Consider the following 13,976-nt stretch of genomic DNA (forward strand, 5'->3'; position numbering starts at 1 on the left):
TCCGCAATGACCGACCGCACCGACCGCACCGACCGCGCCGTGAAGACCGCCCTCACCCCGAGCACCCACACCACCCCGCCCGCCAGGTTCTCGCACGGCGTGCGGAAGGGGAACATCCTGCAGGTCGCCGGACAGGTCGGCTTCCTGCCCGCCGTGGAGGGCCGGGCCCCGACGCCGGCCGGTCCGACCCTGCGCGAGCAGACCCTCCAGACCTTCGCCAACGTCAAGGCGATCCTCGAGGAGGGCGGCGCGAGCTGGGACGACGTGATGATGATGCGCGTCTACCTCACGGACGTGGACCACTTCGCGGAGATGAACGAGATCTACAACGCCTACTTCGGCGAGCAGAACCTCAAGGAGGCCCCCGCCGCCCGCACGACGGTCTACGTCGGCCTGCCCAAGGGCCTGCTCATCGAGATCGACGCCCTCGCGGTCCTCGGCTGAACCCGGCCGGCGCGGCGCCCGCCGCACGACGGCGCCGTGCCGCGCGTCCGTTCAGGCCGCCGACGCGCAGATGATGCTGCGGCCCTGGTTCACCTGCCAGTACCAGAAGCGTTGTCCGCTCCCGGCCGGGCACGTCCAGTCCTGGCCCGCCACGGGAGCCCGGTAGAAGCCCGTGATCCGCAGGATGGACTGGCCGGCCCGGGGCACGGTCGACGCGTTGCAGCGCCACACGACCGTCAGATCGGCGTTGGTGGCCCCTTCGACGTCCGCGGGGAAGCACTGGCCGACCTGGTACACCCGGTCGAGGCAGAGCGTCCTTTCGACGTCGTCGTCACCCCGTCGGCTCCACCAGGTGAAGCCCGCCCCGGTGTCGCAGGAACTGGACGCTCCGGCCAGGGTGCTCACGCGGTTGACGTGCATGTACGCGTTCGAGGCGCTGCAGCTCACCCGGATCGGGCGAGTCGCGCTCATCTCGTCGTGCCCGTCGTTGTAGACGTCGAGGCAGTCACCCGCGCGCACGGCGGCGAACGCCCGGTCCGTGGCGTCGGGGGTGGGGGCCGGCGTGGGCGTGGGTGTCGGAGTGGGCGTCGGGTCGTCGTCCACGGCGGCATCGCTCGCATCGTCGTCATCGCTGCCGCTGTCGGCGTCCGTACTGGTGTCGAGACCCCCGTCGGACGAGGTGGAGGCGGTACCGCCTGAGGCGGTGGCGCCCGACGAGGAGGAACTGCCGCTGTTGCCGCCCTCGCTCCCCGTCGTCTCCCAGGGCTGCCAGATCAGCAGCGCGACGACGGCGGCCACGGTGAGCAGCCAGCCCAGCCCCGACCCCTTCCGCGACGAGCCCGCCCCCGGGGGTGCCGGGGAAGGGGCCGGGCCGGGTGGGGGCGTAGGCGCACGGGCGGCACGCTGCCGGGCCGCTTCCTGTTCGGCGGCCCGGCGCGCGGCCTCGCGCCCGGCCCGCACCCGCGCCGCCCGCTCGGCCTCTTCCCTCGCCTCCCGCGCCGCGCGTTCCCGCTCGGCCCGCTCCCGCGCCGCGCTCTCCGCCTGGACGCGTTCCCGCTCGGCCTGCCTCTGTGCCCGCTCCTGTTCGGCACGCGCGTGTTCCTGCGCCGCGCGCTCCCGTTCACGCCGGGCGCGCTGGGCCTCCAGACGCTGGGCAGCCTGCCGCTCGGCTTCCAGACGGGCCGACTCGACACGCTCCTGCTCGGCGCGTTCCTGCTCGGCCTGCTCCGCGCGCTGGCGCTCGGCCAGTTCCGCGAGGGCCGCCATTTCCTGGCGGGCCCGTTCGCGGCGGGTGCGGTCGCGGGCCGCACGGGCCTGCCGCTCCGGGGGGTAGACGAGCGTCGGCGGCGGGGGCGGGACGACGCCGGTGTGCTGGACGGCGGTGGGGGCGGTCGGGTGAGGTGCCCCCGGGTTCGACGGGGGCCGGTTCGGCGTCCCCGGGTCCGTTCCGCTCGTCCCGCGGTCGTTCGCGAGTTCCAGCCCCTGGGCCGCGTACGCACCGATCAGCGCCGTCCACCGCGGCGGCAGCCACCGGGTGCCGCTCTGGGACGCCGGAAGGCCCTCCTGCTCCCGGCGGAAGCGGGCCAGCAGGTCCGCGGGCGCCGGGCGCAGGCCCGGGTCGACGGACAGACAGGGCCGGATCGTCGCGACGAGTTCCTTCGGCAGTCCGTCGAGGTCGAGTTCGCCGCGCTGGACGCGGGCCAGGAGCCGCAGGGTGTCTCCGTCGGCGGCGTAGGGCGGCCGGCCGGTGGCGAGCAGGAAGAGCGTGGCGCCCAGCGAGTAGACGTCGGACGCGGCGGTCGACTCCTCGCCGCGGGCCTGCTCGGCGGAGGTGAAGGCGATCGTGCCGAGGGTGAGACCGGTGAGCGTGAGGTCGCTGGCGTGCGAGATGCCGAAGTCGATGACCCGGGGGCCGTCCAGCGGCAGCAGCACGTTCTGCGGCTTCACATCGCGGTGGACGATACCCACGCCGTGGAGCGTGACCAGGGCCTCCGCGGTTCCGGCGGCTATCCACCGTACGGCCGAGGCGGGCAGTACCCCGCACGTCCGCACGAGTTCGGAGAGCGGGGGAGCGGCGATGTAGTCGATGGCCATCCAGGGCCGCTCCGCGTCCGGGTCCGCGTCCCGGACCCGCGCGGTGTACGCACTCGCGACACGCTGCGCGACGGCCACCTCGCGCGCGAAGCGCCGCCTGTCGATGTCGCTGACGCTCCCCTCGGCCAGCAGCGTCTTCACCGCGACGAGACCCCGCCCGCCGCGATCGCCGCCGCGGGCGAGGTAGATCCGCCCCATGCCGCCGGACGCGAGCCGCCCGATCAACCGGTACGGTCCGAGCGTCGCCGGATCGTCCCCACCCAGCGCCTGAACCCGGGCCCCGGCCATGTCACTCCCCCCGTCGCACCACCACCGCGCCCGACCACGGTGCCACGAGGCCGCGCGAACAGCCATCGAATGGGGCAACTCCCGGCACTCTGTTGCGTGTCCGGTACAGGCCGGATACGCCTGTCGGACCCCGCGCACGCAGCAGCGCCGCCGGGGGAGCGGCGGCGCTGCTGGTCAGTGACGCGTGATGCGCAACAGGACTGGTTCCGTGCTGAGTTACGGCAGAGCGTGGACGTGCGGGCCGACCGCGTTCGACCAGGCGTTGCCCGACGTGGCGTCCCAGTTGGTCGACCAGGTCATCGCGCCGCGCAGACCCGGGTAGGTCTTCGACGGCTTGAAGCTCCCGCAGCCGGTGCCCTTCGCGAGGCAGTCCAGCGCCGCGTTCACGATCGACGGGGAGACGTATCCGCTGCCCGCGCCCCGCGTGGAGGCGGGGACGCCGAGGCCGACCTGCGACGGGGCGAGGCCGCCCTCCAGCTGGATGCACGCCAGCGCGGTCAGGAAGTCCACCGAGCCCTGCGAGTAGACCTTGCCGTCACAGCCGAGCATCGAACCGCTGTTGTAGTACTGCATGTTGACGACGGTCAGGATGTCCTTGATGTTGAGCGCCGTCTTGAAGTACTCGCCCGAGGTGGACTGCATGTCGATGGTCTGCGGGGCCATCGTGATGACGAGGCCGGAGCCCGCCTTCTGCGACAGCGCGCGCAGCGCCTTCGTCATGTAGGTGGAGTTGAGGCCGTTCTCCAGGTCGATGTCGACGCCGTTGAAGCCGTACTCCTGGATGAGGGAGTAGAGCGAGTTGGCGAAGTTGGTGGCGGAGGCGTCGCTGTTGACCGAGACGGAACCCTTCTCGCCGCCGACCGAGATGATCACGTTCTTGCCGGCCGCCTGCTTGGCCTTGATGTCGGCCTTGAACTGGTCGACGGTGTAGCCGTTCAGCCCCGCCGAGTCCAGGTTGAAGGTGACGGCGCCGGGCGTGCTGGTGGCGTCGGCGAAGGAGACCGCGATGATGTCGTAGTTCGCGGGGACGTCGCTGAGCTTCTGCACGGTCGCGCCGTTGTTGAAGTTCTGCCAGTAGCCGGTGACCGCGTGCTTGGGCACGGAGGTGCCGGGGTTCGGGTTCCCTCCGCCGGTCGTGGCGGTACGCCCGCTGACGGTCGTGGACTTGGCGGACTCGCCGGCGGCGTTCGTGGCGGTCACCGCGAACTGGTAGGCGGTGTCGGCCGCCAGCCCCGTGATCGTGGCCGAGGTGCCGGTGGAGGTCGTGGTCTTGGCGCCGTCCTTGTAGACGGTGTAGCCCGTCGCGCCCGAGACCGCGTTCCAGGACAGGGCGAGGGACGAGGAGGTGGCCGTGCCGACGGTGAGACCGGCGGGGGCCGCGGGGATCGTCGGGGCGGGGTCGGTGCCACCGCCGCCGTCGGGTCCGCTGACCGAGACGTCGTCGACGAGATAGGCGGGCTGCCCGTACCAGCCGTGCGTGTACACGGTGACGGAGGTGGTGCTGGGCCCGGTCGTGAAGCTGGTCGAGAGCTGTGTCCAGCCGCTGGAGCCGGGGGTCCACGTCGACACGTCGGTGGTGCCGGTGCCGCTGGCGCCCAGGTAGACGTACGAGCCCTGGACCCAGGAGCTGAGGGAGTACGTCGAGTTCGGCTTCACCGCGACGGTCTGCGTGCACTGGGCGTTGTCCAGGCCGGCCGGCGTCGCCTTGAGGGCGGCGGCGCCGCTGTGCACGGGGGAGGAGACGGTGGCGCCGGAGCCGCCGGAACAGGTCCAGTTGGAGAGGCCGGACTCGAACCCGGCGTTCTTGGCGACGTTGACGTCGGCGGCCTCGGCGGTACTGACGAGACCGGTGAGGGTCAGCGCGCCCGCGGCGACGACGGCCATGGCGGAACCGAGGAGCGGGCGGTGGTGACGCCGTCGGTGGCTGGGTGCGGGGGAACGTTCCACTTGCTGCCTCCGGAAGGAGAGAGTCGGGGATGGCGGGGGAGCGGCACGGGCGTGCGGGGGTGGTGCCGGCGTGGGGACTCGGGGAACGGTGGCCACCGTTGGGCGCTAAAGCTGGTCCAGACCAATCGAGTTGTCAAGACCTCTGACGGCGACCGGCCGCGACGGCTCGTACGGCGAGGTGCGGAGAGGCGCGGAGGGGTGGCGCGTGAGTGCGGAGTGGGGAGGTGTGGTGGAGGGGATGCGAACGAGGCGTGAACGGGGGCGTGGCCGGGTTGTGGACCGCCGGCCCGTTCACCCGCGAGAGGGAGTCCGGCCGCCCGTGCGCGGAACGCGCGTCTCACCCGCGCTGCCCGGACGGGCGGACGTAGGTCCAAGGGCCCTAATCCGGGCCCATAGTTCACGCGGGCCGCACCGGAACGTCATGGGCCGTCCGGTGAAAGCGCTCCCACGGCCCTGACGTGCACGGAGGCACGAAAGGATCATGAATTGCGTCGGTTTCCCCGACTGGGTCGTTGAATGGTACGCAATTTAACGACCCGCCACTTGGGGCGATTTGTCACGCGAACGCCCTATGCGGAGTTCGTGAGTCCGGCCTCACTGGGCCCCCAAGGTGTTCTCTGCCCCGTCGTACGTGGATAAAGTGCTGAGGCGGGAGCGCCTGGGTAAGGAGCACCTGGCAGGACGATTGCGGCCGGCGGTACGCGGCGGCCGGAGCCGAACGGGGAAGAACAGCGTGCCGACAGCAATAGCAGTGACGAGTGCTGACCTCGTGCTGCCCCCGACCGATCAGCAGACGCCCCCCGCGGTGGTCCTGCGAGCGCCCGACGACCATCCGCTCGAGCAGGCGCTGGGCGACATGCACCTGCTCCTGGAGCAGCACGGCTACGTCATCGCGGTCTACCCCGCCAGCATCCCGGCCGCCCACGAGCGACGGCTGCACATGATCCGCTCCATGCTGGAGAGCGATCGGATTGCGCTGATCAAGTCGGATCTGCCCCCCTTGGGGGTGGCTGTACTGGTGCGCCAATTGAGGCAGTTGTCCATCTGTGACTTCAGTGCCGGCGTCGTCGCCTCCGCGGCGAGGCTGCTCTCCCACTACATCTACGCCGGAGCGCTGCTGAACTCGGTCACCAAGCTGGACCGGGTCCCCGTCAGCATGAAGGCGCACGCGAAGTCATGGGTCCCCGGCTCGCAGTTCGGCGTGCTGGCCAACCCGAACCCGCAGCTGATCAAGATCGGCTCGGGGGAGCTCACCGGCCCCGAATTCGCCACCCATCTGCTGGTGGCCAGAGGCCAGTTGCAATCCGAGTGGGTGACCTCCACGATTGCCCCGGCCTGGCAGACGCAGGCCGTCCACGAAGTCGCGCTGCCCGCGGATTCGCCCGCCTGGTGGGGCAGTTCGAAGATGATCGAATTCGCTGCCTTCCTGCCCGATATCTCACTGATTTATCAGCTGGTTTCTTCGGTTCGCAGGGAGGTCTGCACCTGGTGCGGAAATGAACTCATCGGCGACCGCTGCGGTCTGTGTTCGGCCCCGCTGAAACCGCCGGAGAACCAAACGTACGGTTCCGGTGTCCTGAACCAAGGAACACCCATGCGCCACGGGTCGTGAGCCATCGCGACGGTGGTGTGCCGGTGCTGCCCCCACAGCCCGGCCGACAGCACACGGCGCACCCGGTCCGTTCCGTGAGAGCGGACGGACGCCGCAACGTGACCCGCGACGGCCCGACCCCGCTCCGCCTCTCTGTCCGCTCATCACCCCACGTCTCCCAACGAGGTTGCTCCGCTCATGAACTCACGGCAACGCCGCGGCGTCATCCTTCTCCTCCTCTCGGTCCTCTGCGCCTTCGGTGCGTTCGCCGGTGTGCTCTCGGTGATCAGTGATGTGAACTCGAAGGTGGGTCCGGAGGTGACTGCCTACCAGGTCAAATCGCCCATAGCCCCCTACCGGCCGCTGGAACCGGGGCAGTTCAAGAAGGTATCGATGCCGAAGCGCTGGCTGTCGAAGAACGCCGTCACCGACCTTTCGGTCCTGGACGGCAAGATCGCCGTCACCAATCTCCGCGCCGGCTCGCTGCTTCAAGAGGACATGATCGTCAAGCGCCCCGCGCTGGAAAGCGGACAGCAGGAGATCGCCATCATGATCGACGCCGCGACGGGTGTCGCCGGAAAGATCCGGCCGGGCAACCTGGTCAACATCTACGCGACCTTCGGCGGCCAGAACGACAAGGAAGAGCCCACCTCACGCGTCATCGTGCCCAACGCCAAGGTCATCGACGTCGGCAACCTGACTTCCCTCGAACCGAAGAGCGACGACCGCAGCGGCCCGACCGAGGCCGTGCCGATCACCTTCGCCCTGGACACCACCGACGCCCAGCGCGTCGCCTACGCCGAGTCCTTCGCGGAACACGTCCGGCTGGCCCTGCTGCCGAACGACAGCCCGACCACGCTCCGTCCGGGCGAGGGCAGCTACAACCTCGACGAAGACAAGAACAAGTGAGGACCGGATGAGCACACGAATCCTCCCGGCTGTCGGCGATGCCGACGCCGCCCGATCCATCACCACACTGCTCAGCCAGCTCCCCGACGCGGAGCCGGCCGGGCCACTGGGTGACTCCACCGCGCTGCTCGACACCCTGGCCCGGCTCGCCGCCGAGTCGCTGGACGAGCTGCCCGAGGTCGTGCTGGTGCACGAGCGGATCGGTCCGGTTCCAGCCCTTGAGCTGATCCGGGAGGTGGCCCTGCGCTTCCCGGCGGTCGGGGTCGTGCTCGTCACCGCCGACGCGAGCCCGGGGCTCTACTCGGCAGCCATGGACTCCGGCGCGCGCGGCCTGGTGGGCCTGCCCCTCTCGTACGAGGAGCTGGCCCAGCGCGTCCAGGCCGCCGCCGGCTGGTCCGTCGGGGTCCGCCGCCACCTCGGGGCGGGCGCCGAGGTCTTCACCGGCCCCGGAGGCACGGTCGTCACCGTCAGCGGCGCGAAGGGCGGCGTCGGCGCGACGGTCACCGCCGTGCAGCTGGCCCTGGCCGCCCAGGCCTCCGGCCACACCGTCGCCCTGGTCGACATGGACCTCCAGTCCGGGGACATCGCCTCGTTCCTCGACGTGCAGTTCCGCCGCTCCATCGTCGACCTGGCCGCGATCAGCGACATCTCGCCCCGCGTCCTGGCCGACGCCGTGTTCAGCCACAGCAGCGGGCTCGCCCTGCTGCTGGCGCCCGGCGAGGGCGAACGGGGCGAGGAGGTCAGCGACCGGTCCGCCCGCCAGATCGTCAGCGCACTGCGCTCGCGGTACGAGATCGTGGTCATCGACGGCGGCAGTCAGATGAACGGCGCCAACGCGGCGGCCATCGAGATGGCCGACATCGCGCTGCTCGTCACGACACCGGACGTGGTCGCGGTACGCGGCGCGAAGCGCATCGTCCGCATGTGGGACCGGCTCCAGATCCGCAAGGCGGAGGAGACGACGACCCTCGTCAACCGCTACAGCCGCAACACCGAGATCCAGCCTCCCCTGATCCAGAAGATCACGGGGACCCGGATCGCGGGCACGGCGATCCCCGCCAACTTCAAGGAACTCCAGGGAGCGGTCGACGCCGGCCGCATGCACGAACTCGAGTCGAAGAGCGTCGTCAAGCAGGCGCTCTGGGCCCTGGCGGGCGAACTCGGGCTGGTGAAGAGGCCGGCCGGGGCGGAAGGCAGTGGCAAGTACAAAAACGACCGGGGTTCGATCGGACGCCCCCGCAGACGGGGCGATTCCGCGGGCCGTGGCAAAAACGACTGAGGGGGCAGGTTGATTCATGGCCACCATAGAAATGGCGGACGGGCGGATAGGCGGGAGGCGTGAACGCGACCGCGGTCAGACCGCGATCGAGTTCGTCGGGGTCACGCCACTGATCATCCTGATGCTGATCGTGCTCTGGCAGTGCGCGCTGATCGGCTACACGTACATCCTGGCGGGGAACTCGGCGGACGTGGCGGCACGAGCGGGCAACGGCTCGCAGAGCAGGCAGGACGCGGCCTGCAAGGAAGCTGCGAGGAAGGACCTGCCGGACGCCTGGCAGGGTGATGTCGAGATCGACTGCGGTGCGGAGTGGGGCCTGTACCGGGCCAAGGTGACCTTGGAGGTCCCCGTCCTCGTGCCGGGGGTTCTCAACTTCCCGATGGACGTCGAGGGCAACGCCGCCTCGGCGAAGGAGGGCTGAGCGATGAGCAGCCGAAAGGCCGCCGCACGCCGTGACCGAGGCCAGGTCGCCATCGAGTACATGGGGTTCATCCCCCTGCTGCTTCTGGTCGGGCTGTGCGCCATCCAGCTGGGCGTCGCCGCGTATACGGCGAACCAGGCGGGGACGGCCGCGCGCGCGGCAGCCCGTACGGCGAGCCACGAGCAGCCCGACATGCCTGCGCGGCTGGCCGGTGAGCACGCGATCAGCGGCTGGCTCGCGGACGGTTTGGACTGGGACGAGTCGTACGGCTTCGACACGGTGACCTACACCGCCCACGTCGAGATCCCCAGCGTCATCCCCGGCCTCTCGTGGGGCAAAGCCAGCCGCACCTCCACCATGCCCCGCGAATAACCGATCCGCACCGACCCCCACCGCACCACACCGGCACGCCGGACCAAGGAGTCAGCACCATGAGCCTGCGGGCACGCATCACCGCCCCCGAGGAGCACGGCGGGGGGCGCGAGGACGGCCATATGGTCGCCTCCTACCGAGCCAAGCTGCTTGAGGAGATCGACCTCGCGGAGATGTCCTCGCTGGCCGCTGCCGACCGGCGGGCCCGCCTGGAGCGCGTCCTCGGACACATCATCAGCCGCGAAGGGCCGGTCCTCTCGACCGTCGAACGCTCGCAGCTGATCCGCCGCGTCGTCGACGAGGCCCTCGGTCTCGGCATCCTGGAGCCCCTGCTCGAGGACGCGTCCATCACCGAAATCATGGTGAACGGACCGGACCAGATCTTCGTCGAGCGCAGCGGCAAGGTCGAACAGCTCCCGATGCGCTTCGGCTCGCACGAGCAGCTGATGCAGACCATCGAGCGCATCGTGTCGACCGTCAACCGCCGCGTGGACGAGTCCAACCCGATGGTGGACGCGCGACTGCCCAGCGGTGAGCGTGTCAACGTCATCATTCCGCCGCTCGCGCTGACCGGCGCCACGCTCACCATCCGACGCTTCCCGAGGGCCTTCACCCTCCAGGAGATGATCAACTTCGGTTCGCTCGACGAACAGATGCTGATCCTGCTCTCGGGCCTCGTCCAGGCGAAGCTCAACATCATCGTCTCCGGAGCCACCGGCACCGGCAAGACGACGCTGCTCAACGCGCTCTCCGGGCTGATCCCCAACAACGAGCGCATCATCACCATCGAGGACTCCGCCGAACTCCAGCTCCAGCAGAGCCACGTCATCCGCCTGGAGTCCCGCCCGGCGAACGTCGAGGGCAAGGGCCAGATCAGCATTCGCGACCTGGTCCGCAACTCCCTGCGTATGCGCCCCGACCGCATCGTCGTCGGTGAGGTCCGTGGCGGCGAATCGCTCGACATGCTCCAGGCGATGTCCACCGGTCACGACGGCTCCCTCGCGACCGTCCACGCCAACAACGCCGAGGACGCGCTGATGCGTCTGCAGACCCTCGCCTCGATGTCGGAGATCAAGATCCCCTTCGAGGCCCTGCACGACCAGATCAACAGCGCCGTCGACGTGATCGTCCAGCTCACCCGGTTCGCGGACGGCGGTCGAAAGGTCACCGAGATCGCGATCCTCGACTCGCACGGCCGCGACAACTACCGCATCGTCAGCGTCGCCCGCTTCCTCCCCCAGCCGATGGCCGCCGACGGGCGGATCCACGGCCAGTTCCAGTACCTCCCGCTCCCGCGCAAGGTCGCCGAACGCCTCTACATGGCCAGCCAGCCCATTCCCCAGGCCTTCGGCGTCGCCTCGTCCGACGAACAGCTCGCCACCCGAGAGGCCAAGTAGGTACCGCGTCATGGACAATCTCCCCCTCCTCACGATCGGCGCCACGCTCGTCTGCGGCGTGCTCGGCGTCATGGGCCTGCACGCGTACGCCGGCGGCAAGGCCGACCGCGACGCGCTGGTCGACCGCCTCTCGCACACCGGCCAGATACAGACCGTCGGACGCCACCGCCGCTTCCAGGGCATCGACCGCAGGCTCCGCAAGACCAAGCTCGGCCGCAGGATCGAGCTGAAGCTCGCCGCGACGGGCCTGGAGATCACCCCGGGCGAGTTCTTCGTCTACTCGATCATCGCGCTGGCCGGTCTCTGGATGATCGCCTCGTCGATCCTCGCCTCCTTCTTCGGCCCGGTCGCCGCGCTGGTCGGACTCTGGGGCACCAACGCCTTCCTGAACTGGCAGCGCACCAAGCGCACCGAGCGCTTCATCAACCAGCTCCCCGAGCTCTCCCGCATCCTCGCCAACGCCACCCAGGCCGGACTCGCCCTGCGCACCGCGCTCTCCATGGCGGCCGACGAGCTGGAGGACCCCGCGGGCGAGGAGCTGTCGCGGGTCGCACGCCGGCTCAGCGTCGGTGAATCGCTCGACGACGCGCTCAGCGAACTGACCGACCGGCTGCCGTCCCGCGAACTCGTCGTCCTGGTGACGACCCTCGTCCTGTCCAACCGGGCCGGCGGTACGGTCGTCAGCTCCCTGCGCAACCTCACGGAGACGCTCGAAGAGCGCAAGGAAACCCGTCGTGAGGTCAAGACCCAGCTCTCGCAGGTCACCGTCACGGCCTACGCCGTCCCCGGCTTCGGCATCGGCGCGATGCTCCTGATGAACGCCGTGATGCCGGGCGCGCTCGACCGCATGACCGGCGCGTTCATCGGCCAGGTCGCGGTCATCGTCTCGCTCGTCCTGTACGCGATCGGATTCGTCGTGATCCGCCGCCTGTCCCGTATCGACGTCTGAGGGAAGGAGCGGACACATGGACCTGTTGCTCGCACTCGTCGTAGGTCTCGCCGTGTACGGAGCGATCGCCGGCATCCGGATGTACCGGGCCGACGCCAAGCTTCCCGGCGACCTCGCCATCGCCCTGGAGGTCGGCTCCACCCGCACCAGCGCGGTCGGCTCCGGCATCGACCGCATGGGCATGCGGTGGGCCCCCACGGTGCTCAGGATGATGGGCCCCAAGGCCGTCAACAAGAAGCGCCGCCAGATCGACATGGCCGGCAACCCCGGCGGCCTCACCATCGACCGCTACGCGGCCCGGCGCGCGGTCTACGGGGCGCTCGGCGCCTTCGGCGCCCTGTCGACCCTCATGCGCGGCCAGATCTTCGTCACCATCCTGCTCCTCGCCTTCGGCGCCTTCTGGGTGGAGGTCGGCATCTGGTCGGCCGTCCGCGTGCGCAAGGAGCACATCGAGCGCACGCTCCCGGACTTCCTCGACGTCCTCGCGGTCGTCGTCTCCGCCGGCCTCGGCTTCCGCCAGGCGCTGGAGCGCGTCGCCGAGAAGTACGAAGGCCCCTGGGCGGACGAACTCCGCATCACCCTGCGCCAGATGGACATGGGCGTCAGCCGCCGCCAGGCCTTCGAGGAGCTGCGCAAGCGCAACGACTCGGAGCAGGTCGCGATGTTCGTGACCACGCTCCAGCAGGGCGAGGAACTGGGCGCGCCGATCGTCGAGACGCTGATCCAGATCGCCAACGACATGCGCCGCACGGACGCGCAGAACGCCCGCCGCAAGGCGGCCAAGGCCGTCCCGAAGGCGACCTTCGCGGTCACCTCGTTCCTGCTCCCGGGAACGCTCGTGCTGCTGACGGTCGGGTTCGTGTACGGGGCCAACGTCGACTTCTCGTTCCTCGGCGGCTGACCTGAATGACGGGGATGATGAACACGACGAGCAGCGGGAGGTGACAGGCGCATGGCATTCCAACTCAGCGACTCAAAACCGGGACTGACCAGCGAGGTGCGCCAGGCACTCGCGAACCCGGGCGCTCAGCCGGCCTTCGCGATCCAGCTGAACGCGCTCCAGGCCATGTGCCGTCAGGTCTTCGGCTTCCGGCTGGCGATGACGGCCATAGCGACGCCGTTCGCGATCGAGCGCACCGCGCCCGGCCTCGCCACCTGGCTGATCGGCGCGGCGATCCTCGTCACCTTCATGGGGTCCTACGTCCTCTTCCGGGACTGGGAGCGCTTCGGCCCGATCTTCCTGCGCCACCCCTGGCTGCTCGGCATCGACGCCCTCTTCGGCGCTCTGCTGCTGATCACCGCCACACCGGAATCCACCCTGGCGTACGTCACGGTCTGTACGCCCCTGCTCGCCGGCCTCGTGTACGGCTGGCGGGGCGCGGCCGTCTTCGCGGCCCTCCAGACGCTGATCATCTTCGGCGTGTACGGCAGCGAGGAGCAGCTGCGGGCCAGCGAGGCCACCGCGCTGCTGCTCCCCGGCTTCTGCGTGATCGCCGGCGCGGTCGGAGTCACGCTGCGCAACCTGCTGCTCCGCTTCGGAACGGCGAGTCAGGCTCTCACGGAGACGCGGGCCAGGCTGGCGGTGAACGAGGCCATCGAGGGCGAACGCACCCGGCTCGCACGGGAGATGCACGACTCCGTGGCCAAGACGCTCCACGGCCTCGCCATGGCAGCCGACGGTCTGGCCAGCTCCTCCGACCGGATGGACCCGCTGACCGTCAAGCACCAGGCCGAGCTCGTCGCCCGGTCCGCCCGCCGAGCGGCGGCCGAGTCGCGCGAACTGCTGTCCGACCTGCGACGCGAATCAGGGCTCGACGGCGGAATCGACGTGGTGGCGGAGCTGCGAGCCCGTGCGGACGACTTCACCCGGCGCCACGGCCTCACCGCGACCTTCCGGCTGCTCAACGACCTTCCCGTGCCGCCCGTGCCGCAGGTCGTCGCCCGGCAACTGCTCACCATCGCCTCCGAGGCGATGGAGAACGCCAACCGCCACGCCCACCCCACCTACCTCGTCGTACTCGTCGGAGTGAAGGGCGACGTCCTCAGGGTCAGCGTGTACGACGACGGGCGCGGCCTGCCCGCCGGCGTCACGCTCGACGACCTCAGACGGGCCGGCCACTTCGGCCTCGTCGGCATGGTCGAACGCGCCGCGTCCATCGGCGCCCGCATCCGGATCGGCAAGGGCAAGGCGGTCACGGGCACCGAAGTCCGCCTGGAACTGCCCCTGGCCGCCCTGGCCCAAGCGCCACCCGCTGCACCGCTCGACTGACCAAGGTCCCCCCACC

The 13,976-nt window shown here is 70.1% G+C and carries 12 protein-coding genes; 10 read left to right on the top strand and 2 right to left on the bottom strand.

Features of this window, described 5'->3' with window-relative positions; genetic code table 11:
* Positions 1-6: 6 nt before the first annotated feature.
* A complete protein-coding gene (locus E6R60_RS25560; RefSeq protein ID WP_136329004.1) occupies positions 7-444 on the top strand; it encodes a RidA family protein in 438 nt (145 codons plus the stop codon).
* Between the two features lie 51 nt (positions 445-495).
* On the opposite strand, the gene E6R60_RS25565 is transcribed toward E6R60_RS25560, so the two are convergent.
* Positions 496-2,826, bottom strand: coding sequence for a serine/threonine-protein kinase (locus E6R60_RS25565; protein ID WP_136329005.1), 2,331 nt, complete (start codon positions 2,824-2,826; stop codon positions 496-498).
* Between the two features lie 216 nt (positions 2,827-3,042).
* Complete coding sequence (locus E6R60_RS25570; RefSeq protein WP_136329115.1) at positions 3,043-4,710, bottom strand: glycoside hydrolase family 18 protein; 1,668 nt, start codon at positions 4,708-4,710, stop codon at positions 3,043-3,045.
* Between the two features lie 814 nt (positions 4,711-5,524).
* Between E6R60_RS25570 and E6R60_RS25575 the strand changes: the two genes are divergently transcribed.
* The 9 genes from E6R60_RS25575 to E6R60_RS25615 all read left to right on the top strand — a co-directional run bounded on the left by E6R60_RS25575 (position 5,525) and on the right by E6R60_RS25615 (position 13,960).
* A complete protein-coding gene (locus E6R60_RS25575; protein WP_136329006.1) occupies positions 5,525-6,385 on the top strand; it encodes a hypothetical protein in 861 nt (286 codons plus the stop codon).
* Between the two features lie 177 nt (positions 6,386-6,562).
* The gene (gene cpaB, locus E6R60_RS25580) at positions 6,563-7,273 is read left to right on the top strand and encodes a Flp pilus assembly protein CpaB (RefSeq protein ID WP_136329007.1); all 711 of its coding nucleotides are present in this window, start codon (positions 6,563-6,565) and stop codon (positions 7,271-7,273) included.
* A gap of 7 nt (positions 7,274-7,280) precedes the next feature.
* Positions 7,281-8,552 carry an AAA family ATPase gene (locus E6R60_RS25585; RefSeq protein ID WP_136329008.1) on the top strand — a complete coding sequence of 424 codons (1,272 nt, stop codon included), beginning with the start codon at positions 7,281-7,283 and terminating at the stop codon, positions 8,550-8,552.
* Between the two features lie 16 nt (positions 8,553-8,568).
* Positions 8,569-8,973 (top strand): TadE family protein, encoded by a 405-nt coding sequence (locus E6R60_RS25590; protein ID WP_136329009.1) that lies wholly within the window; start codon positions 8,569-8,571, stop codon positions 8,971-8,973.
* 3 nt (positions 8,974-8,976) lie between these two features.
* The gene (locus E6R60_RS25595) at positions 8,977-9,345 is read left to right on the top strand and encodes a TadE/TadG family type IV pilus assembly protein (protein WP_136329010.1); all 369 of its coding nucleotides are present in this window, start codon (positions 8,977-8,979) and stop codon (positions 9,343-9,345) included.
* Positions 9,346-9,404: 59 nt separating this feature from the next.
* Entirely contained in the window at positions 9,405-10,742 is a 1,338-nt protein-coding gene (locus tag E6R60_RS25600) for a CpaF family protein (RefSeq protein WP_136329011.1), read from the top strand.
* A gap of 10 nt (positions 10,743-10,752) precedes the next feature.
* Entirely contained in the window at positions 10,753-11,691 is a 939-nt protein-coding gene (locus E6R60_RS25605; RefSeq protein WP_136329012.1) for a type II secretion system F family protein, read from the top strand.
* 16 nt (positions 11,692-11,707) lie between these two features.
* A complete protein-coding gene (locus tag E6R60_RS25610) occupies positions 11,708-12,592 on the top strand; it encodes a DUF5936 domain-containing protein (RefSeq protein ID WP_136329013.1) in 885 nt (294 codons plus the stop codon).
* Positions 12,593-12,643: 51 nt separating this feature from the next.
* A complete protein-coding gene (locus E6R60_RS25615; protein WP_136329014.1) occupies positions 12,644-13,960 on the top strand; it encodes a histidine kinase in 1,317 nt (438 codons plus the stop codon).
* The last annotated feature ends 16 nt before the right edge of the window (positions 13,961-13,976 follow it).

Source organism: Streptomyces sp. A0642 (assembly GCF_004795105.1).
Classification (GTDB): domain Bacteria; phylum Actinomycetota; class Actinomycetes; order Streptomycetales; family Streptomycetaceae; genus Streptomyces.